Genomic DNA, 21,616 nt, shown 5'->3' with positions numbered 1-21,616 from the left:
ATAGCCGTTGTGTCGCCCAATATACGCTTATGTGCTTTTTCGCCCAGTCCAGTGCTGCGAGGGCTCCCTCATGACGCAGAACGCCACGCGGAACACCCCGCAGGACGCCACAGCCGGCGCATCCGCCGCGCCGCTCCCCGCCCCCAAGGAGCGGCGCAGACTGCGTGAGGCGAAGGCGATGACCGAGAGGCAGGCCGCGGTGACGGTGGGCGTCACCCGGTCGACGATCCGGTCCTGGGAGACCGGCCGTACGGCGCCGAGAGGGCGCAAGGGCGCGGCGTACGCGAAGCTGCTGGCCGGCTTGGCGGCGGAGCTGCTGGAGAGCGAGAAGAAGGCGGCGGCGGAGGTACTGAAGGCCGCGGCGGAACGATCCGCCGCGCGACAGCGGCACAACGCGACCGGCGCCCAGGACCGTACGGGATCCCCCGAGCCGCCGCCCCCGGCCACCGTCACCCGGACCGCCGAACACCCCGCCGCCGAACCCCCCGGAACCGAAGCCGGAACCGCCACCCGGACGGCCGAGCGCGAGACCCGGACGGCCGATGCCGGAGCCGCGTCGTCCACGGAGTTCCGGGAGATCAGGGAGAGCGGGGAGAGCAGCGAGTTCGGCGGGTCTCCGGATCCCGCGGAGGCGCCCACCGCGTCAACCACTCCCGAAGACGGGCCCCCCGCGTCCACGCCCGAGCAGGCCTTCGACGCGCTCTACGCTCACGCCGCCCCCGCCCTCGTACGCCAGGCGTACCTGCTCACCGGCCGCCGCGCCCGCTCCCGGGAATCCGTCGAGCGCGCCTTCCACCTCGCCTGGGAGCGCTGGCCGGAGGTCGCGGTGGACCGGGATCCGGCGGGCTGGGTCCGGGCGGCGGCGTACGAGTACGCGATGTCGCCCTGGCACCGGCTGCGCCGGGCACCCCTGCGGCCCGACCCGGTCACCGGCGAGCCGGACGGACCCGGCGGCGCGGAGCTGCGCGCGGCGCTGCTCGACCTTCCGCCGTCGTACCGCCGCACGCTGCTGCTCTACGACGGACTCGGACTCGACCTGCCCGAGACGGCGGCCGAGACCGAGGCCAGCACCCCGGCCACGGCGAACCGGCTGACGTACGCCCGTGGGAAGGTCGCTGAACGGCTGCCGGAGCTGACCGACCCGGCGTTGCTGCACGAACGCCTCGGCTCCCTCACCCACCCGGTGACGAAGCCGTCGATCGCCCCGGCGCGCGTCGTACGGACCGGATGCGAGCGCCGGGCCAGATTCTGGACGCGGACGGCCATCGCCTTCACCGCGCTGATCGTGGGGGCGACGGGCTTCACCGTGGTCACCGCCCCGACGCGGTACGAGCCGCCGCAGGCGCCGGGCAAGCAGATCGGCAGCGTGCCCGTGCCCAGCGGCCCCGAGCGGCTGAGTGCGGCGGACCAGCGGCTGCGCGACCGGCTCCGGGCCGAGCCGATGAACGGCCCGCCCCGCCTCGTACCGCTGTCGTACTGAACCCCCGGAGCTGAACCCACGGAGCTGAACCCCGGAGCTGGGTCCCCGGAGCTGGATCCCCAGCTGGGTCCCGCCGGGCGACGTCGGCCGGGAGACGCGCGTGGGCCCGCACCCCCGGACAAGGGGCGCGGGCCCACGCGCGTGGTGCCGTAAGGAGAGCGTCAGCCCGCGAGGATCGCGCGCGCCAGCTGGGCCGTCTCGGTCGGCGTCTTGCCGACCTTCACGCCCGCGGCCTCCAGGGCCTCCTTCTTCGCCTGGGCCGTACCGGAGGAGCCGGAGACGATGGCGCCGGCGTGGCCCATGGTCTTGCCCTCGGGCGCGGTGAAGCCCGCGACGTAGCCGACGACCGGCTTGGTGACGTTCTTCGCGATGAAGTCGGCCGCACGCTCCTCGGCGTCGCCGCCGATCTCGCCGATCATCACGATCAGGTCGGTGTCGGGGTCGGCCTCGAACGCGGCGAGCGCGTCGATGTGCGTCGTACCGATGACCGGGTCGCCACCGATGCCGACGGCCGAGGAGAAGCCGAGGTCACGCAGCTCGTACATCATCTGGTAGGTCAGCGTGCCGGACTTCGACACGAGACCGATGCGGCCGGGCTTGGTGATGTCGCCCGGGATGATGCCGGCGTTGGACTGGCCCGGGGTGATCAGGCCGGGGCAGTTCGGACCGATGATCCGGGTCTTGTTGCCCTTGCTGCCCGCGTACGCCCAGAAGGCGGCGGAGTCGTGCACCGCGATGCCCTCGGTGATCACGACGGCCAGGCCGATCTCGGCGTCGATCGCCTCGACCACGGCGGCCTTGGCGAAGGCCGGCGGCACGAAGACGACGGACACGTCGGCACCGGTCTTCTCCATCGCCTCGGCGACGGAACCGAAGACGGGCACGGAGGTGCCGTCGAAGTCGACGGACGTACCGGCCTTGCGCGGGTTCACGCCGCCGACGATGTTGGTGCCGTCCGCGAGCATGAGCTTGGTGTGCTTCATGCCGGTGGCGCCGGTCATCCCCTGGACGATGACCTTGCTTTCCTTGGTCAGGAAAATAGCCATGGTGTGCTGAACCTGTCCCTTACTTCGCTGCGGCGAGCTCGGCGGCCTTGTCGGCCGCGCCGTCCATGGTGTCCACGCGCTGCACGAGCGGGTGGTTGGCGTCGGACAGGATCTTGCGACCCAGCTCCGCGTTGTTGCCGTCGAGGCGCACGACCAGGGGCTTCGTGACGTTCTCGCCCTTGGACTCGAGCAGCTCCAGCGCCTGGACGATGCCGTTGGCGACCTCGTCACACGCGGTGATGCCACCGAAGACGTTGACGAACACGGACTTGACGTCCGGGTCGCCCAGGATGATCTCCAGGCCGTTCGCCATGACCTCGGCGGACGCGCCGCCACCGATGTCGAGGAAGTTGGCGGGCTTCACGCCGCCGTGCGCCTCACCGGCGTACGCGACGACGTCGAGGGTCGACATGACCAGACCCGCGCCGTTGCCGATGATGCCGACCTCGCCGTCGAGCTTCACGTAGTTGAGGTTCTTGGCCTTGGCGGCGGCTTCGAGGGGGTTGGCCGCGGCCTTGTCCTCAAGCGCCTCGTGCCCGGGCTGGCGGAATTCGGCGTTCTCGTCGAGCGAGACCTTGCCGTCCAGCGCGATGATCTTGCCGTCGCCGGACTTGATCAGCGGGTTGACCTCGACGAGGAGCGCGTCCTCCTTGATGAAGACGGTCCACAGCTTCTGCAGGACGTCGGCGACCTGGTCCGCGATCTCGGCCGGGAACTTCGCGGCGGCGACGATCTCGGCGGCCTTCTCGGGGGTGCAGCCCTCGTTGGCGTCGACCGGGATCTTGGCCAGCGCGTCGGGGTTCTCCTCCGCGACGATCTCGATCTCCACGCCGCCCTCGACGGACGCCATGGCGAGGAAGGTGCGGTTGGTGCGGTCCAGCAGGAAGGAGACGTAGTACTCCTCCGCGATGTCCGCGGTCTCGGCAAGCATCACCCGGTGGACCGTGTGGCCCTTGATGTCCATGCCCAGAATCTGGCCGGCCTTCTCGACGGCGTCCGCCGGGTCGGAGGCCAGCTTGACGCCGCCCGCCTTGCCGCGTCCGCCGACCTTGACCTGCGCCTTGACGACGGCCTTGCCGCCGAGACGCTCGGTGACCTCACGGGCCGCCTCGGGCGTTTCGATGACTTCACCGGCCAGCACCGGTACGCCGTGCTTGGCGAAGAGGTCCCTCGCCTGGTACTCGAACAGGTCCACGCGTGTCCGTCCCTAGTCTTTTAAAAAACCGCAGCCTGGTGATCGCGGGTTCGTTGTCTGCGTGGGCGTGCCGCGACGGGCAACGTGACTGCGCTGTCACTGAGGGAGGCATACACGGCTGTCCGGTACGCGGCATGTCCGTCTTGCAGGTTATCCCCGTGGACGGTGGGTCCCGAAATCACAGATCACGCCTGCGCGGTGATGCCCGTCACAGGGCGGTGATATCAGTCACACGCCTATCAGTCACACGTCGTACGAGCGGTCAGCCTGTCCGGCCGGTATGGGGAGGGGGCGCTTCTCGATCGCCGCCGCCATCACCTCGGGGAACAGGTCGGGTGTGCAGGCGAAGGCCGGTGCGCCGAGCGCCGCCAGCGCCGCCGCGTGCTCCCGGTCGTAGACGGGCGTCCCCTCGTCGGAGAGCGCGAGCAGCACGACGAACTGGACGCCCGACGCCTTCATCGCCGCGACCCGCTTCAGCATCCCGTCACGGATACCGCCCTCGTAGAGATCACTGATCAGGACGACCACGGTGTCGGCGGGCCGGGTGATCCGCGACTGGCAGTAGGCGAGCGCGCGGTTGATGTCCGTACCTCCGCCGAGCCGTGTGCCGAAGAGGACGTCCACCGGGTCGTCGAGCTGGTCGGTGAGGTCGACGACCGAGGTGTCGAAGACGACGAGGCGGGTGGCGACGGAGCGCAGGGAGGCCAGCACCGCGCCGAAGACGGAGGCGTAGACGACGGAGGCGGCCATCGAACCGGACTGGTCGACGCAGAGGACGACGTCCTTCTTCACGGACCGCGCGGCCCGGCCGTGTCCGATGAGCCGCTCGGGGACCACCGTGCCGTGCTCGGGGAGGTAGTTCTTGAGGTTGGCCCGGATGGTGCGGTCCCAGTCGATGTCCCGGTGGCGGGGCCGGCTGATCCGCGCGGAGCGGTCGAGCGCGCCGGTCAGGGTGGCCCGGGTACGGGTGGCCAGCCGCTTCTCGATGTCCTCGACCACCTTCCGTACGACGGCGCGGGCCGTCTCCCTGGTCGTCTCCGGCATCACCGTGCTGAGCGACAGCAGCGTGCCGACGAGATGGACGTCGGCCTCCACCGCCTCCAGCATCTCCGGCTCCAGCAGCAGCGCGGAGAGCCCGAGGCGGTCGATGGCGTCGCGCTGCATGACCTGGACGACGGAGCTGGGGAAGTACGTACGGATGTCGCCGAGCCAGCGCGCGACGGACGGTGCCGAGGATCCCAGCCCGGCGGAACGGCCCGTGCCGCCGCTTTTCCCGGCCGCGCCGTAGAGGGCGGCCAGCGCACCGTCCATGGCCGCGTCCCGGCCGGAGAGCGCTCGGCCCGTGCCGTCGGCGTCCTGTCCGCCGAGCACCAAGCGCCAGCGCCGCAGCCTCTCGTCCACGCGACCGCTGCCGGAGCCACCGCCGGAAGAGCCGCTGCCGGAGCCAGTGCCGGAGCCGCTGCCGCTGCCGCTGCCGCCGTGATCCGTACCGTCCGTACTCGTCCTCATCCGGTCGCCTCCGTAGGTGCGTCGTCATCAGTGGCCGATACCGCCGACACCGGGGCGGGGACGGTGGCGGTGGCGGGGGCCGTGCCGCCCAACAGCAGCCGGAGTACGGGGAGTACGGCGTCGGCCCGTGCCTCGTCGAGCCCGGCGCCGAACCCGGGAGTGGCGGCCTCGGTCCGCGCGGGCTCCCCGGATCCGGCCGGGCCGCGCCGGACCAGCTCGCCCAGCGTGCGGCGTACGCCCGGCTCGTACGCGGAGAAGGTGCGGCGCAGCAGCGGCAGCACGAGCGTGAAGGAGTCGGCGGGCACGCCGGTCAGCCAGGCGTCGACCAGGGCCAGCAGGCGCTCGTCGTGGACCAGGAGCACGCCCCCGCCGGACGCGCCGCCGACGAAGCCCTCGATCCAGGCGGCGGCGTCGGCCGGCGGGGTGCCGGGTGAGAGCGCGAGCGCCATGAACCGCGCGGCCTCGTCCTCCGCGAGCCGCCCCTCGTCGAGCAGCAGCCGGGCGGCCCGGCCCCGGATCGTCCCGGGGACGCTGTCCCGTTCGGCGAGCTTGCGCAGCACGGCCGCCCAGCGCCCGCGCGGATCACGGCCGTGGCCCTCCCGCTTCGTGAGGAGGCCGATCGCGGTGTGGACGCTGTCGAGATGGCCGCGCATGTCGGCGGCGCCGTCCGCGTCGAGCCCGGCGCACGCGGGCGGCAGACCCACGCATATCCGCTCGGCGAGCCCGGCCGCCACCTCACCGAGCGCCCCGGTGTCCGTGGACCGGACGTCTCCGTACCGCAGCGAGCGGGCCAGCGCGGGCAGCGCCCGGGCGAGGTGACCGACATCGGTGTCGAGCGCGGCGCGGTCGGCGAGGGCGCGCATCACCGCGGGCAGCGCGTCGGGCAGCCCGGCCAGCAGACAGTGCTCGGCCAGCGCCGTGACCTCGGCGAGCGCGGTCGCGGACGCGGCCTCCGACGCGGCCCTGGCGGTGGCGGCGGAGAGCACGGTGGTGCCCCAGATACCGGCCTCCGCGACCCGGACGGACAACTCGGGCTCCCAGCGCAGCCGCCAGCTCTCCCGGAAGGTGCCGGTGCCGCCCCGCCCCACGACGGGCTCCCCCCAGCCGATGGCGAGCAGCCGCAGCCGGTGCAGGAGCCTGCTGCGCTCCGCATCGGTGTCCTTGCGCAGGTCGAGGTCCAGCTCGCGCGCCGAAGCCTCCGGCTTGAGACGCAGCGAGCGGTGCAGCCGGGTCAGGTCGCGCTGGAGCGGCACGGCGGGCGCCGCGTCCGGCACCTCGCCGAGCACGTCGCCGACGATGAGCCGGTCCTGGATGAGCGCGAGCGGCCCGTCCGCGCCTTCGCACAGGACGGCCCTGATCGCGTCGGTGGTCTCGGTGAGACCGGCGAGCGGGCGGCCGCGCATCACGGCGAGGGACTCGGCGAGCCGTACCGCCTCGATGACATGGGCGGAGGAGACGATCCGGTCCTCCTCGCGCAGCAGGCCGGCGACCTTGGTCAGCCAGCGCTCCACGGGGCGGTCCGGCACGCGGAAGAGGTGCCCGTACCAGCCGGGCGAGTCGATGCCCGCGCCGTAACCGCTGTGCCGGGCGAGCCTGCGGTGGGTCCAGGGCACCCAGGTCATCTCGGCCCTGACCCTGGGCAGTCCCCTGAGCAGCGCGCGGTCGGCGGCGACGGTGGTCCTCGCCGCCAGCGCGGGCACGTGCCAGGCCCCGCAGACCACGGCGACGCCGTCGTCCCCGAACTCCTTGCGCGCGGATCGCAGTTGGAGCCGCATGTGGGCCTCGCGGACGAGGTCCCGTGGCTGTCCGCCGTCGCCGTACTCGGTACGCAGGGCGCTCATGGCCTCGGCGACCGCCTCGAACGGCGCGAAGGGATCCCCCGCGCGGCCGGGCCCCCGGTGCTCGACGACGTCCTCCCACCAGCGCTCGGGGTCGTCGTACCCGGCGGCCCCGGCGAGGACGGCGAGCGGATCGACACGCAACGCGGCGGGCCCGGTCCCCCGCCGGCCGCCCGGTCCCGGCTCCGGCGTCGGTCCCGGGGCCGGTTCCGGTTCGTCGTCCGTGGCGAGCGCCAGCGAGTGCGCGGCCGGCAGATCGATGAACCGTACGGGGACGTCGCGCGCGAGCGCCCACCGGATCGCGACCCACTCCGGGGAGAACTCCGCCAGCGGCCAGAACGCGGCGCGCGCCGGATCGTCCACGACATGCGCGAGCAGGGCCACCGGCGGCCGCATCGCCTCGTCGCCCGCGAGCGCCAGCAACGCGTCCGCCTCGGCCGGCCCCTCGACGAGTACGACCCGTGGCGCGGCCGCGTCGAGCGCCCCCCGCACCCCCCGCGCCGACCCGGGCCCGTGATGCCGTACGCCCAGCAGCAGCGGGCCCCGGCCGGTCGCGGTGTCCCGCGCCCGGCCGGCCGTGGTCACGCGCTCACCTCGCGGCAGGCGCGGTAGAAGTCCTTCCAGCCGTCACGCTCGCGGACCACCGTCTCGACGTACTCCTGCCAGATCAGTCGGTCCGCCGCGGGATCGCGGACGACCGCGCCGAGGATGCCGGCCGCGACGTCGCCCGGTCGCAGCACCCCGTCCCCGAAGTGGGCGGCGAGGGCGAGCCCGTTGGTGACGACCGAGATCGCCTCGGCCGTGGAGAGCGTCCCGGAGGGGGACTTGAGCTTCGTACGGCCGTCGGTCGTGACACCGTCGCGCAGTTCGCGGAAGACCGTCACGACCCGGCGGATCTCGTCGATGCCCTCCGGCCCGGCCGGCAGGTCGAGCGAGCGGCCCATCTGATCCACCCGTCGGGAGACGATGTCGACCTCCGCCTCCGCGGTGGCCGGGAGGGGCAGGACGACGGTGTTGAAGCGACGGCGCAGCGCGCTCGACAGGTCGTTGACCCCCCGGTCGCGGTCGTTGGCCGTGGCGATCAGATTGAAGCCGCGCACGGCCTGCACCTCCTGTCCCAACTCGGGGACGGGCAGTGTCTTCTCGGACAGGATCGTGATGAGCGAGTCCTGCACATCGGCGGGGATACGGGTGAGTTCCTCGACCCGCGCGGTCATGCCCTCGGACATGGCCCGCATCACCGGGCTGGGCACCAGCGCGTCGCGGCTGGGGCCGTGGGCCAGCAGCCGCGCGTAGTTCCAGCCGTAACGGATCGCTTCCTCGGGGGTGCCGGCCGTGCCCTGCACAAGCAGGGTGGAGTCGCCGCTGACGGCCGCCGCGAGATGCTCGGAGACCCAGGTCTTGGCGGTGCCGGGCACGCCGAGCAGCAGCAGCGCCCGGTCGGTGGCGAGGGTGGTGACCGCGACCTCGACGATCCGCCTCGGGCCCACGTACTTGGGCGTGATCACCGTCCCGTCGGGCAGCGTGCCGCCGAGCAGGTAGGTGGCCACGGCCCAGGGCGACAGCCGCCACCTGACCGGCCGCTGCCGGTCGTCCGCCGCGGCCAGAGCCTTCAGCTCGTCGGCGAACGCGTCCTCGGCGTGCGGGCGCAGGACCTCGGCTCCGGTGGCGCGGGCGGCTTCGGTGGCGGCTGCGGGAACGGCGGTGGCGGTGGTGGACACGGTCATGGATCCCCCTCCAGATCGATCGACCGGATGTGAGTTCCACGGTGCCCTACGCCACTGACAATCGGCCGGGGTGTTACTCGAAGATCGGCGCGACCGCGACGCAACCACCCAGGGTGACCAGGGATTTCGCCGACTGTTCGCTAATGACCTTGCCCTTGTAGGTGATCTTGCAGGCCACCTCGGAGCCGGCGTCGAGGGCTATCGGGGTGACGCTGGGCGGCATGGTCCCGCGCAGCGTGACGGTCTTCGTCCAGGGCAGCGCCGGCTTGTTCACCGTCTCGGTCGTGGACTCCGTGGCGTCACCCTCGGCGACGTCATATTCGATCGTGTCGACGCTCTTGCCGGTGACTTCGTACGTCACCTCGTACGCCTTGTCCGTGCCGGTGACCGCGTCGGCGATCTGGGTGCAGGCACCCAGGCCCAGCGCGAGGCCGGTGACGGCGACGGTGGCCATGGCGGCGCGTACGGCGCGGTTGGTGCGGCTGGTGCGGTTCATCAGGGATCCCCCCGGATCTTGGTACAGGAAGGGCGTAGCCAATCGTGAAGGGGAAGCGAAGTCAAGCGGCCGCCACAGACCCCTGAACCCCAGGTCAGACACATTGTCAGTGGCACGCCCTAACGTCGTACGCATGAATCGACCGGGGGCGGGCTGGACGACGGAGCAGGTGCCGGCTCCGGTTCCTGACGACACGTCACGCAATACGGGAAGCAGACTCGGCGGGGCCGATCCGGCGGCCGCCCGGCGCAGGGCGGAGCGCCGGGCCGCGCGGATCACGGCGGGCGCGACGGAGCTGGAGCGGCGGCTGACGGATCTGCTGCGCGGTGGACTCGCCGCGGCCGAACAGCCGGGGTACGGCCTGTGGGAGGAGACAGCGGCCCGCATGGTCGACGCGCAGGCGCCCGGCCTCGCCGCCCGCGTGCGGGAGTTGGGGGCCATCCCGGGCTCGGGCCCCGGGTGGCCGGTGCGACTGCTGGAGGAGTCCGCGCTGCTGCGTCTGCTGACGGCGGCATGGCTGGGCCTGGACCGGCTGCCGGAGCCGCTGGCGGCGACGGTCCGCACCCGGGTCGGCCTCCCCTCGTCAGCGGTCGGCCCGCCGGTCCGCGACCACTGGCGGGTCCTGGCGCAGTACGACACGTCCGACGGCAGGCTCGTCACGCGCCGGATCTGGCTGCACGGAAGGGGCTCCGCGCGTACGGCGCTGATCCTCTCCTTCGGGCCGCCGGGCCGGACTCCTCGGCTGGGACTTCCGGTCGGCGTGATGATCGAGGCCGAGGTCACGCCACACGCGGACGCGGGCGCGGCGCCGGCTGCGGGCGGGGGGTGGCTACGGGCCGACTGGGGCGAGGAGTTCGGGGCCCCGAGGCCCGTCCTGACACCGCCGCCGGGCGGGTCCACGACCGCCGCGCTGGCCGCCTACGGTTCCGCGCTGCGGAACGACCCCTGGCTGGACTCCTGGCCGGTGACCCTGAGCGGTGTCATCCCCGTGCCGGTGCCGGACGGCGGTTGGCAACTGGCCGACGCGGAGGGCGGATGCGCGCTTCCCGTCGTGACCGGCACCCCGGGGCGCTCCGGCCCCTGGAGGCTCGTCGCGCTGTCCGGTGGGCACCCGGTCACGGTCTTCGGTGAATGCGGCCACCGGGGCTTCCGGCCGCTCGCCGCCTGGTCCGAGGACATACCGGGGACGGTTCCGCTCACCTGACCCCGTCCGCGCGGTCACGTCCGCGCGCGCGACCGGCGCGACCCCGTCCGCACACCTTCGGAGGACCGGATGACCAGCACCACCAGCCCGAGCGACAGCCGCCGCGCGGCGACGCCCTGGGAGGACCTCGTCGCCTCGGCGCTGCTCGGCACGGACCGCCGCACCCCACCCGCGCCGATCCTGACGCCCGGCGGCGAGCCGGCCGTCGCGCTGCTGGACGCCGCCGCGCTGCACACCGTACGGCGGCGGGCCGGCCTGCTCCCCGCGCGCGCCGCCCAACGGCCCGAGCCGGCGCCCCATGACGGCCGCCGGCCGTTGCCGGAAGCAGCCCGAAGGCGGCTCGCACAGCTGCTCGCGGACCGGTCGGCACCGCCCGGCGGCGGCCGCCGGGGTACGGCACCCGACCTCACCGAACTGCTCCCGCAGTGGCTCGCCGCCGCCAACCGGCGCGGCTACCGCGCGCCCGCGTCCGTCCTTCCCGCGCTGCTCGACGCGGCCCGGGCGCGCACGGACCTGCGGCCGCAGGCACTGGCGTTCGCCGGACCGCGTGGACTCTGGCTCGCCCGGCTCAACCCGGAGTGGAAGTTCGCCCTGCGGGGTACCTCCGGCGGCTCGGCGCTGCCCGACGCCCGGGATGCGGAGGGCGTCCGGCTGCTCTGGGAGGAGGGCCTGTTCGCCGAGCGGGTCACCCTGCTCTCCGCCGTACGGGCCATGGACGGACAGGCGGCCCTGGAGCTGCTGGCCTCGACCTGGCCCACCGAACGGGCCGAGGAACGGCTGATGTTCCTCGACTCCCTGCGCACCGGGCTGACCGGGACGGACGAGCCCTTCCTGGAGCAGGCCCTGTCCGACCGGAGCCGTAACGTCCGCTCCACGGCGGCCGAACTGCTCTCGGCGCTGCCGCGCTCCGCGTTCGCGGGCCGGATGGCCGCACGGGCCGCCACCTGCGTGAGCCTGGACCGCACCGGCGGTGTCCCGGCCGTCGTGGTCGAAGCACCGCACGAGTGCGACGCGGACATGCGGCGCGACGGCGTGATCCCGGTCCCGCCCGCAGGCCGGGGCGAACGGTCCTGGTGGCTGGGCCAGTTGGTGGAATCCACCCCCCTGGCCACCTGGCCGGTCCGGCTCGGCGGGCGCACCCCGGAGGAGATCGTGGCGCTGCCCGTCCTGGACGACTGGGCGGACGAACTGCACGCCGCGTGGTGCCGGGCCGCCGTCCGCCAAAGGGATCCGGGCTGGTCCCGCGCCCTGCTGGGCCCCCCGGCCACGACCCCGGCCGGTGGCCCCGGCACCCCGTCCCTCGCCGAACGGGCGAAGCTCCTCGCCACTCTCCCGCCCGCCGAACGGGCCGACCGGGTCGCCGGGTTCATCGCCGCCCACGGCCTGTCGGAGGCGTTCCAGCTGCTCGGCGGCTGCGCCGTGCCCTGGGCGGACCCGCTCGGCCGGGCGGTCGTGGACGCGCTCGACATCGCCAGGGACGCGGGCAGCTACCCGTGGAGCTTCAGCGGCGTCATGGGCCTCGCCGAACGCTGCCTGCATCCGGCCGAAGCCGCCCGGCTGGAACTTCTCACGGCGCCCCCGGACGAACCGGAGGACGCCTCACCGGGCGCGGGCGGCTACTGGTCGGAGGCGTTCCAGCGGCTGGTGTCGACGCTGCGCCTGCGCGCGTCCATGCTCACGGAACTGGCGGAACCACCGGAATCACCTGACCAGGCAGAAGCGGCGGAACGGGCAGAAGTGGCGGAAGCGCCGGAACGGAGCGGACGGTGCTGACGGGTCCGCCGGCGCGGCCCGTCAGGCACCCGCCGGCTGGCGGACATGGGCGTGGACCCAGTCGACGATCGACGTCGTCGTCGCACCCGGGGTGAAGATCTCCGCCACGCCCTTCTCCTTCAGCGGGGCGATGTCCGCCTCCGGGATGATCCCACCGCCGAACACCTTGATGTCCGCCGCGTCCCGCTCCTTCAGCAGCTCTATCACCTTCGCGAAGAGCGTGTTGTGGGCGCCGGAAAGGATGGACAGGCCGATCGCGTCGGCGTCCTCCTGGATCGCGGTGTCCACGATCTGCTCGGGCGTCTGGTGGAGCCCCGTGTAGATGACCTCCATACCCGCGTCGCGCAGCGCACGCGCGATCACCTTGGCCCCTCGATCGTGGCCGTCGAGACCCGGCTTGGCCACCACCACGCGGATCGGACCGGTCACACCCATCACTGCCTCCACATACCGACTGCGCCGTCATTGGCACGGGTCCCCGCGCCCGTAAGGCCCGGAGAGGTGAACGAACGTTATCTACAGCATCCCGTACCCCGTCGTTTCGCGGCGGTCGGGGAGGGGGAAATCACATGTGGGACATGTTCACTTTGCGTCGTTCCCGTCCTCCCCGGCCCGCCCGGCCGGGGAGGACGGACGCAAGGGGAGCCGCAGAGGGAGCCGCCTCACGGGCGCCGTTCCACCGTGCCGCCAGCCGCGCGGCACGGTGGAACGCCCCCTGAGCCGGCTCCGGCACGTCGGTAGCGACCCGACTCCGCCACGCGCGGCGCCCCATGAGGGCATACGGGGGACAGAGCAGTCCCCCGGGCGCCGTTCGGAGGTCGGTCGTGAAGGTCTTCTCCGTCTTTCCGCCGTTTCTGGTCGATGCCACCCGCCTGCGCCGCGCAGGCTTGCCCCTCGACCTGATCCGCGCCACCGCGCTCGATCTGGCGATCCTCGCCGCGCACCTGGTGCTCTACCCGACCGGGATCGCCCAGGAGCGCCGCGCCGACCCGTTGCCTCCGGAGACCACCGTCCTCCCGGCCGACGGCCGCTCCCGGCCTCCTGTGGTGCTGCTCCACGGCCTCGTCGACAACCGGTCGGTCTTCGTCCTGCTGCGGCGCTCCCTCGCCCGGCACGGCTGGCACCATCTCGTCTCGCTCAACTACTCGCCGCTGACCTGCGACATCCGCGCCGCCGCCGAGCTGCTCGGCCGGCAGATCGAGGAGATCTGCGCCCGCACCGGCCATAGCCAGGTCGATGTCGTCGGGCACAGCCTGGGTGGCCTGATCGGCCGCTATTACGCGCAGCGGCTGGGCGGTGACGTACGGGTGCGCACGCTGGTCACCCTCGGTACGCCCCATGAGGGCACCAGCGCCTTCCCGCTCGCCGGCGCCCATCCGGTCGTGCGGCAGATGCGGCCGGGCTCGTCCCTGATCCAGGAGCTGCGAATGCCCTCACCCGGCTGTCGCACGCACTTCGTGGGCTTCTGGAGCGATCTCGACCAGCTGATGACGCCGGCCGGGGCGGCCCGTGTCACGCATCCGGACCTGTTCGCGGAGAACGTCCGGGTGAGCGGCGTCGGTCATCTCGCCCTGCCGGTCCACCCGGCGGTGGCCGCCCGTATCCGCCACGTTCTCGAAGCCGACATACGGTCCGGGGAGAGTGGGACCGGCGCCGGCGGATCGGTGTCCGTCGCCTGACCCCGTAACGTCCGTCGCCTGACCCCGTAACCAGCTGCTTAGTTCGAACTACCTTCGAACATAGGGCCAAGGCTGCGCCCACTGTCCGCCGAAACAGGGCCGAATGCCCGTTTACCCCGAGCCCAAAACCTGCCGAAGATTGTGGCCGCCGTATACCGCCGGGTACAGTCGCGGCCACTGCTTTCCCACTGGGTTCCTCCACGAAAGGGCCGGACCCAGACCCTGGTTCTGCTGCCGAGGCGAGAGAGAAGTTGGTGAACGACCAGCACCCCCACGCCGGGTACGCCGCATATGACGGTTACCAGAACGGCAGCTTCGAGACAGATCCTCTCTTCGCCGGAACCGCGGTCGGTTACGAAGGAACGCCCGTTCACGGCGGCCAGTACGACAGCACGCAGTGGGACCCCAGCGCCGCTCAGCCGGCCGGATACGACCTGTACGCCACACCGCGGTACGACACGAGCGGCGCGTACGACACCACCAGCGGCCCGTACGACAACGGTGGCCATCAGTACGACACCAGCGGCCAGTGGGACGCCGACGCCTGGAACCAGGCACCGCAACCGAACGGCGTTGGCCCGACGGCCCAGTTCGAGAACACCCAGTTCGACAACGCCCAGTTCGACAACGCCCAGTTCGGCTACGACGGGGCGGGCCACGCTCCCACCGCGCAGTTCGACGCCGGGCAGCTCCAGACCGCGCCGTTCGCCTACGAGCCGACCGCCCAGTGGGTGGCGCCCACCTTCGACACCGGCGCGTACGACGCCACCGCCTGGAATTCGGGCGGGACGGCGGCGGATCAGCTGCACACGCAGGACACGATGGTGGCGCCGGTCGTCGTACCGGAGCACTACCAGCCCGAAGCCTCCTACGAGACCTACGAAGCGGACGCGCTCCACGCCCCGGACGCTCAGTACGGCGCGCAGGAGCACTACGACCCGCAGGGGCCGTACACCGCGCAGGCCCCGGACGCTCAGGACGGCCGGTACGGCACGCAGGACGGGCCGTACGACGCCGGATACGGTGACGGCGACGCCGGCGAGCCGGAATCCGCGAACTCCGAAGCGGCGGACGCCCGCACGGACCAGGACGCGTACGGCGTCGACGCGGCCCGCGTCTCCGACCCGGTGCACATGGCCCCGACCATGACCACGCCCGCCGTCAACGTCACGCCGCACCCCGTACGCCGCCCCGGTGGCGGCGGGAACGGCAGCCGTGGCCGCCGCCGTACGCCCGCCAAGCGCTCCGCGCTGCTGACCGTGGCCGTTCCCTCCGCCTGTGTCATGGGGGTCGCCGGCATCGCCGCCGCCTCCGTCGGCGGACTCACCGGTGGCGAGGAGTCGCAGGACGACACCGCCACGACGGCGTCCGCCCCCGACCCGGCTTCGGTGAAGCCGATCCCCGCCAACGAGAAGCTGAACACGCAGATCACCGCCATGAGCGCCGGTGCCCGCGACTTCGGCGACCGGGCCAGCCGTACACAGGAACGCATCGACCTCAAGGCCCGGCAGGAAGCGGAGAAGCAGAAGCGCGAGGAGGAGGCGGCGCGCAAGGAGGCCCTGCGCCCCAAGTTCGCCCTTCCCGTGTCGCAGCACGGGCTGAGCGCCTTCTACGGTCAGGCCGGCGTCAACTGGATGTCCGTGCACACCGGGATCGACTTCCCCGTCCAGTACGGCACCCCGGTGATGGCCGCGACCGACGGCACCGTGCGCACCCAGTGGAACAGCGCCTACGGCAACATGGCCATCGTGACCTCCCCCGAGGGCACCGAGACGTGGTACTGCCACCTCAGCAGCACCAAGATCCGCTCCGGCTCCGTGAAGGCCGGTGAGGTGATCGCCTACTCGGGGAATTCGGGCAACTCCACGGGACCGCACCTGCACTTCGAGGTACGGCCCGGCGGCGGCTCGGCGATCGACCCGCTGCCGTGGCTGCGCAGCCACGGGATCAACCCGACGTAACGCCGGTACGCAAGCGCCGAGTACCCAGCGGAAGAGTGAAGCGTGGGCCCCCTCCTCGGAGGGGGCCCACGGCTCTTACAGCTTCTCGACCAACTCTTACAGCTTCTCGACCGGCGCGTACCGCAACAGCAGCCGCTTCGGCTTCTCGTCCCCGAAGTCGACCGTCGCCTGCGCGTCCGCGCCCGTCCCCGTCACCACCATCACCGTGCCGAGACCGAACTGGTCGTGCGTGACCCGGTCCCCCACCGCCAGCGAGATCACCGGCTTGTCGCTCGTGCGCCGCGTGGCGAAGCCCGAAGGGCCGCCCCCGGAGCGCGACCGCGAGGCGGTCGAGGACAGCGAGGACGCGATCCCGGCCGTCGGACCCGCCGGAATCTGCGCCCCGGTCCGCTTCCACTCCAGATGGGCTCCGGGGATCTCCTCCAGGAACCGCGACGGCGGGTTGTACGCGGGCTGCCCCCAGGCACTCCGCATCGCCGACCGCGTCAGATAGAGCCGTTCGCGGGCGCGCGTGATGCCGACGTAGGCCAGCCGCCGCTCCTCCTCCAGCTCCTTCGTCTGGCCGAGGGCGCGCATGTGCGGGAAGACGCCGTCCTCCAGGCCCGTCAGGAACACCACCGGGAACTCAAGTCCCTTCGCGGTGTGCAGCGTCATCAGGGTGATGACACCGGAGCCGTCCTCGTCCTCGTCGGGGATCTGGTCGGAGTCGGCGACGAGTGCCACCTTCTCCAGGAACTCGGCGAGCGTCGGGGTCGTGGTGGCCGCGCCGTCAGCCCCGCCCGTACCGTCAGCCCCGCCCGTACCGTCCAGCGCACCCGTACCGTCCGGCGCGGCGCCGGCCGCCTGACCGCGCTCCTGCTCGAACTCCAGCGCCACCGAAGCCAGTTCCTGGAGGTTCTCGATACGCGTCTCGTCCTGCGGGTCGGTCGACGCCTGGAGCTCGGCGAGATAACCGGTGCGCTCCAGTACGGCCTCCAGGACCGTCGCGGGCCCGGCGCCCGACTCGACGACCGTACGGAGCTCCTCCATCAGCGTGTTGAAGCGCTTGACGGCGTTGGACGAGCGCGCCGCCATGCCGTACGCCTCGTCCACGCGCCGCAGCGCCTGCGGGAACGTGATCCTCTCCCGCTGCGCGAGGGCGTCGATCATCGCCTCGGAGCGGTCCCCGATACCGCGCTTGGGGACATTCAGGATCCGGCGCAGCGGAACACTGTCCTCCGGATTGGCGAGGACACGCAGGTAGGCCAGCACATCGCGGACCTCCTTGCGCTCGTAGAAGCGCACTCCGCCGACGACCTTGTACGGCAGGCCGACCCGGATGAAGATCTCTTCGAAGACACGGGACTGCGCGTTCGTCCGGTAGAAGATGGCGACGTCGCCCGCCTTGGCATCGCCCGCGTCCGTCAGCCGGTCGATCTCGTCGGCGGCGAACTGCGCCTCGTCATGCTCGGTGTCCGCGACGTAGCCGGTGATCTGGGCACCCGCCCCGGCCTTCGTCCACAGGTTCTTCGGCCGGCGGCTCTCGTTCCGCTCGATGACCGCGTTGGCCGCGCTGAGGATCGTCTGCGTGGAGCGGTAGTTCTGCTCCAGCAGGATGGTCGTCGCGCTCGGATAGTCCTCTTCGAACTGGAGGATGTTACGGATCGTGGCGCCCCGGAAGGCGTAGATCGACTGGTCGGCGTCACCGACGACACACAGCTCGGCCGGGTCGTCCCCCTCGCCGCCGGAGGGGCCCACCAGCTCGCGTACGAGCGTGTACTGGGCGTGGTTGGTGTCCTGGTACTCGTCGACCAGGACGTGCCGGAAGCGCCGCCGGTAGTGCTCGGCGACATCGGGGAACGCCTGGAGCAGGTGGACGGTCGTCATGATGATGTCGTCGAAGTCCAGCGCGTTGGCCTCGCGCAGCCGCGACTGGTACATCCGGTAGGCCTCGGCGAGCGTCTTCTCGAAGCCGTCCGTGGCCTGGTCGGCGAAGGTCTCCTCGTCGATCAGCTCGTTCTTCAGATTCGAGATCTTGGCGCTGAAGGACTTGGGCGGGTACCGCTTGGGGTCGAGGTCCAGGTCGCGGCAGACCAGCGCCATCAGACGCTTGGAGTCGGCGGCGTCGTAGATCGAGAACGACGACGTGAAGCCGAGCCTCTTCGATTCGCGCCGCAGGATCCGTACGCAGGCGCTGTGGAACGTCAGCACCCACATGGCGGCGGCGCGCGGGCCGATGAGCTGCTCGACCCGCTCCTTCATCTCGCCCGCGGCCTTGTTCGTGAACGTGATCGCCAGTATCTGGCCGGGGTGCACATGGCGGGTCCCCAGCAGGTGGGCGATCCGGTGCGTCAGGACCCGGGTCTTGCCGGATCCGGCCCCGGCCACGATGAGCAGGGGCGATCCGGTGTGCACGACGGCCGCGCGCTGCTCTTCGTTCAGCCCTTCGAGCAGCGCGGCCGGGTCCACGACCGTGCGGGGGGCGCCGTCACGGTGATACGGGTCCCGGACCGGCGGTGCGTCGAACGCGCCCTGGAACAGGTCGTGCGGGACCGGCTCCGGGGCGTGGTCGGCGTGGTCCTCGGGAGGCGGGGGGTGCTCGTCGCCGGAGGGCTGGAGGTCCGCCAGGAAACTGTCGTCAAAGAGGCTGCTCATCGCTTTCCGAGTCTAGGGGGCCGGAGTGACAGCCGGCGGCCGCGTCCGGGATCCCGGACGCACGGCAGATCCATGACAGGCCCGGACCGGCGCGGCACAGCCACGAGACGGTCACGCGGGGTGACTTCCAGCCCTCCGGAACACGTCATTCCGCATCGCCCGCGCAATGTCACGAAAATGTATCGGGCATATCGGCCATCGGCCTTCCCGCCGCCCCCGCGCGTTGGCTAGCGTGCCCGGTCAGGCAGCCCGTATCCCTGTCGGCGACTCACGCCGAGCGAGCGGCCGGGGATCCGGTAGGGGTCCACGGAAGGAGATGCCTGCCATGGCATCGCATCGCAAGCCTCGCAGCCGCGGCGGCATACTTTCCCACTCCCCGGCCGTCGGCATCACGACAGCCGCCCTCGCCTCCGTCACACTGCTCTCCACGCAGAGCGCGAACGCCGCGCCCGCCGCGCCGAAGCCGTCCATCGAAGAGGTGCGGGAGAAGGTCGACGACCTGTACCGCGAGGCCGGGAGCGCGACGCAGCGGTACAACCAGGCGAAAGAGGCCACGGACCGGCAGCGCCGCACGGTGGACCGGGCGCTCGACGACATCGCCGCACGCGCGGACAAGCTCAATGAAGCCCGCAGGACGCTCGGCACCTACGCGGCGGCGCAGTACCGGGAGGGCGCCGTCTCCCGGACCGCGGCGCTGATGTTCGCGGACAGCCCGCAGTCGTACTTCGACCAGACCCAGCTGATGAACCGCCTGTCGGACCGGCAGGAGGTGGCGGTCGCCGACTTCCAGATCCAGCAGGCCGGGGCCGCGAAGAAGCGCGCGGAGGCGACGAAGAGCCTGGAGTCGCTGACCGCCTCGCAGGCGGAGCTGCGGACCAGCAAGCAGAACGTCCAGGCGAAGCTGGGCGAGGCGCGCACGCTGCTGTCGCGGCTGACCGCCGAGGAGAAGGCGCGGCTGGCGGAGCTGGAGCGCGAGAAGGAAGAGGAAGCGCGCCGCGCGGCGGCGGAGAAGGCCAGGGCGGAGGCGGCCGAGGCCGAGCGCGCCGCGCGGCAGAGCCCGCCCCCGTCGACCGGGACCGGCTCCGGCACGGGCACGGAGGCGGGTTCGGGGAGCTCCGGCGGCGCGTACGCCACCCGGGCCGGGAAGGCCCTGGCCTTCGCCCGCGCCCAGATCGGCAAGCCCTACGTCTGGGGCGCCACAGGGCCCGGTTCGTACGACTGCTCGGGACTGACCCAGGCCGCCTGGAAGGCCGCGGGCGTGGACCTGCCGCGCACCACCTGGGACCAGGTGGAGACCGGCACCCGCGTCGCGACGGCGGACCTGCTCCCCGGCGACCTGGTCTTCTTCTACGACGACATCAGCCACGTCGGCCTCTACATCGGCGACGGCATGATGATCCACGCCCCCAAGCCGGGCGCGTACGTCCGCGAGGAGTCGATCTACTACATGCCCATCTACGGCAGCGTCCGCCCGGCCTGACCGGCGCCCCCGCGGCGCCCGTGCGGCGCCGCCACGGAGGAGGGCGGGCCGAGAAGGACGCGGGGCAGGTGAACGCCCCGCGCCGGCAGGGCGGTTCCCACACGGGGCGGTTCGGGGCAGCGTCCCCGGCGCCCCCGGCGCCCCCGGCGCCCTCCCGGTGCCCCCGGCGCCCTCCCGGTGCCCCCGGCGCCCTCCCGGTGCTCCCCCGGTGCCTGAGCACTCCCATGGATCGGTCGGGTACGGACGCTGATCGGGTGTCGGCGGAGATCATTCGGTCACAAAGCGCTGCGAAAGCTTCAGCTAGCGCCAATACCCGTTGTGCCGACACCACGTTGTGACCTTGAGCCTTAGCGTCCTTCTCCAGGTGGGCCTCTCCCACCGCCAGATTCCTGACCAACCTGAGGAAGAGGACCGCTCCCCGTGGCAGCGCACCGAAAACGTAAGCAGCGATCGTTCACCGGCAACGCCGGACGTACCGCCGCCACTCTCGTGCTCGCCGGGGCCGCGACCGCCACCGTCTTCGACGGGCCCGTACACGCCGAGCCGCGCCTCACCCCCGCGCAGGTGAAGACCAAGGTCGACAAGTTGTACGAGCAGGCGGAGGCCGCCACCGACCGGTACAACGGCGCGAAGGAGAAGGCGAAGGACGCCCGCACCTCGCTGTCGGAACTGCGCGACGAGGCCACCCGCAGGACGGACCGGCTGAACACCTCGCGCAACGCCCTCGGATCGGTCGCCGCCGCGCAGTACCGGTCGGGCGGCCTCGACCCCGCCGTGCAGCTCGCCCTCAGCTCGAAGCCCGACCAGTTCCTCGAAGGGGCCGCGCTCGTCGAGCGGGCCGGTGCGCGGCAGGCCGAGGCGCTCGACGGCATCCGCAGGGAACTCGCCGAGATCGCCCAGCTGCGCTCCCAGGCCGATGACCAGCTCGCGACGCTCAAGGCCCGCGAGGCCGAACTGGCCAAGGACAAGACCGTCATCCAGGGGAAGCTCGACGCGGCGCAGCGGCTCCTGACCCAGCTCACCGCCGCGCAGCGCGCCCGGTACACGCGGGCGGGACAGTACGGAGGCGGTTCGATGACCGGGGTGACCGGCACCACGGCCGGGGCGGTACGGGCCGACCGCTCGATGGTCCGCGGCCCGGTAGAGGCGCCGAATCCCCGCGCCGCGGCGGCCGTCGCGTTCGCCTACGGGGCGCTCGGCAGGCCGTACGTCTGGGGCGCGACCGGGCCGGGTTCCTTCGACTGCTCGGGGCTGACCCAGGCCGCCTGGCGCTCCGCCGGGGTCTCGCTCCCCCGCACCACGTACACCCAGATCAACAGCGGCCGGCGGGTCTCGCGCTCCGAGCTCGCCCCCGGTGACCTGGTGTTCTTCTTCTCGGGGATCAGCCACGTCGGGATCTACGTCGGCGGCGGGCAGATCATCCACGCCCCCCGGCCCGGCTCGGTGGTCAGCATCGCGCCGGTCGACCAGATGCCCTTCGCGGGCGCCACCCGCCCCGCGTAGGTCTGCCCCGCACCGCGCACACCGCGTATGTCCCGTGCGCCTGTGGGCCCGTCGCCGGACTGGCCCACGCCGGGGTGCCGCTTCCGCTCCC

Annotated in this window: 15 protein-coding genes; 7 read left to right on the top strand and 8 right to left on the bottom strand. The window is 72.3% G+C overall.

Features of this window, described 5'->3' with window-relative positions:
• The first annotated feature begins 70 nt into the window (after window positions 1-70).
• On the top strand, window positions 71-1,480 hold the full coding sequence (locus tag ACIBAE_RS03470) for a helix-turn-helix domain-containing protein (RefSeq protein WP_399282104.1): 1,410 nt from the start codon (window positions 71-73) through the stop codon (window positions 1,478-1,480).
• 161 nt (window positions 1,481-1,641) lie between these two features.
• On the opposite strand, the gene sucD is transcribed toward ACIBAE_RS03470, so the two are convergent.
• The 6 genes from sucD to ACIBAE_RS03440 all read right to left on the bottom strand — a co-directional run bounded on the left by sucD (window position 1,642) and on the right by ACIBAE_RS03440 (window position 9,291).
• Window positions 1,642-2,526, bottom strand: coding sequence for a succinate--CoA ligase subunit alpha (gene sucD, locus ACIBAE_RS03465; protein ID WP_399282103.1), 885 nt, complete (start codon window positions 2,524-2,526; stop codon window positions 1,642-1,644).
• Window positions 2,527-2,545: 19 nt separating this feature from the next.
• Window positions 2,546-3,721: an ADP-forming succinate--CoA ligase subunit beta gene (gene sucC, locus ACIBAE_RS03460; RefSeq protein WP_399282102.1), complete on the bottom strand. Its 1,176-nt coding sequence runs from the start codon at window positions 3,719-3,721 to the stop codon at window positions 2,546-2,548.
• A gap of 243 nt (window positions 3,722-3,964) precedes the next feature.
• Entirely contained in the window at window positions 3,965-5,230 is a 1,266-nt protein-coding gene (locus ACIBAE_RS03455; protein WP_399282101.1) for a VWA domain-containing protein, read from the bottom strand.
• Window positions 5,227-7,653, bottom strand: coding sequence for a DUF5682 family protein (locus ACIBAE_RS03450; RefSeq protein ID WP_399282100.1), 2,427 nt, complete (start codon window positions 7,651-7,653; stop codon window positions 5,227-5,229). Before ACIBAE_RS03450 ends, ACIBAE_RS03455 begins: the two co-directional genes overlap by 4 nt.
• The gene (locus ACIBAE_RS03445; RefSeq protein WP_399282099.1) at window positions 7,650-8,795 is read right to left on the bottom strand and encodes an AAA family ATPase; all 1,146 of its coding nucleotides are present in this window, start codon (window positions 8,793-8,795) and stop codon (window positions 7,650-7,652) included. Before ACIBAE_RS03445 ends, ACIBAE_RS03450 begins: the two co-directional genes overlap by 4 nt.
• Window positions 8,796-8,868: 73 nt before the next feature.
• Entirely contained in the window at window positions 8,869-9,291 is a 423-nt protein-coding gene (locus ACIBAE_RS03440; protein WP_399282098.1) for an MmpS family transport accessory protein, read from the bottom strand.
• Between the two features lie 133 nt (window positions 9,292-9,424).
• Here ACIBAE_RS03440 and ACIBAE_RS03435 point away from each other — a divergent pair, with 133 nt between their 5' ends.
• Both ACIBAE_RS03435 and ACIBAE_RS03430 read left to right on the top strand, forming a co-directional pair.
• A complete protein-coding gene (locus tag ACIBAE_RS03435) occupies window positions 9,425-10,495 on the top strand; it encodes an SWIM zinc finger family protein (protein ID WP_399282097.1) in 1,071 nt (356 codons plus the stop codon).
• A 69-nt stretch (window positions 10,496-10,564) separates the two neighbouring features.
• Window positions 10,565-12,268, top strand: coding sequence for a DUF5691 domain-containing protein (locus ACIBAE_RS03430; protein WP_399282096.1), 1,704 nt, complete (start codon window positions 10,565-10,567; stop codon window positions 12,266-12,268).
• Between the two features lie 21 nt (window positions 12,269-12,289).
• Here the strand turns inward: ACIBAE_RS03430 and ACIBAE_RS03425 are convergent, their stop codons facing one another.
• The gene (locus ACIBAE_RS03425) at window positions 12,290-12,703 is read right to left on the bottom strand and encodes a cobalamin B12-binding domain-containing protein (RefSeq protein WP_399282095.1); all 414 of its coding nucleotides are present in this window, start codon (window positions 12,701-12,703) and stop codon (window positions 12,290-12,292) included.
• A gap of 389 nt (window positions 12,704-13,092) precedes the next feature.
• Between ACIBAE_RS03425 and ACIBAE_RS03420 the strand changes: the two genes are divergently transcribed.
• A complete protein-coding gene (locus tag ACIBAE_RS03420) occupies window positions 13,093-13,947 on the top strand; it encodes an esterase/lipase family protein (RefSeq protein WP_399282094.1) in 855 nt (284 codons plus the stop codon).
• 254 nt (window positions 13,948-14,201) lie between these two features.
• Window positions 14,202-15,908 (top strand): M23 family metallopeptidase, encoded by a 1,707-nt coding sequence (locus ACIBAE_RS03415; protein WP_399282092.1) that lies wholly within the window; start codon window positions 14,202-14,204, stop codon window positions 15,906-15,908.
• A 96-nt stretch (window positions 15,909-16,004) separates the two neighbouring features.
• Here the strand turns inward: ACIBAE_RS03415 and ACIBAE_RS03410 are convergent, their stop codons facing one another.
• Entirely contained in the window at window positions 16,005-18,542 is a 2,538-nt protein-coding gene (locus tag ACIBAE_RS03410; protein ID WP_399282091.1) for an ATP-dependent DNA helicase, read from the bottom strand.
• A gap of 325 nt (window positions 18,543-18,867) precedes the next feature.
• Here ACIBAE_RS03410 and ACIBAE_RS03405 point away from each other — a divergent pair, with 325 nt between their 5' ends.
• On the top strand, window positions 18,868-20,022 hold the full coding sequence (locus ACIBAE_RS03405; protein ID WP_399282090.1) for an NlpC/P60 family protein: 1,155 nt from the start codon (window positions 18,868-18,870) through the stop codon (window positions 20,020-20,022).
• 420 nt (window positions 20,023-20,442) lie between these two features.
• Entirely contained in the window at window positions 20,443-21,525 is a 1,083-nt protein-coding gene (locus tag ACIBAE_RS03400) for an NlpC/P60 family protein (protein WP_399282089.1), read from the top strand.
• The last annotated feature ends 91 nt before the right edge of the window (window positions 21,526-21,616 follow it).

The organism is Streptomyces sp. NPDC051569 (assembly GCF_044454085.1).
Classification (GTDB): Bacteria; Actinomycetota; Actinomycetes; order Streptomycetales; family Streptomycetaceae; genus Streptomyces.
Note: the sequence above shows the minus strand (reverse complement) of the source record. Positions and strands in the feature narration are given on the sequence as shown.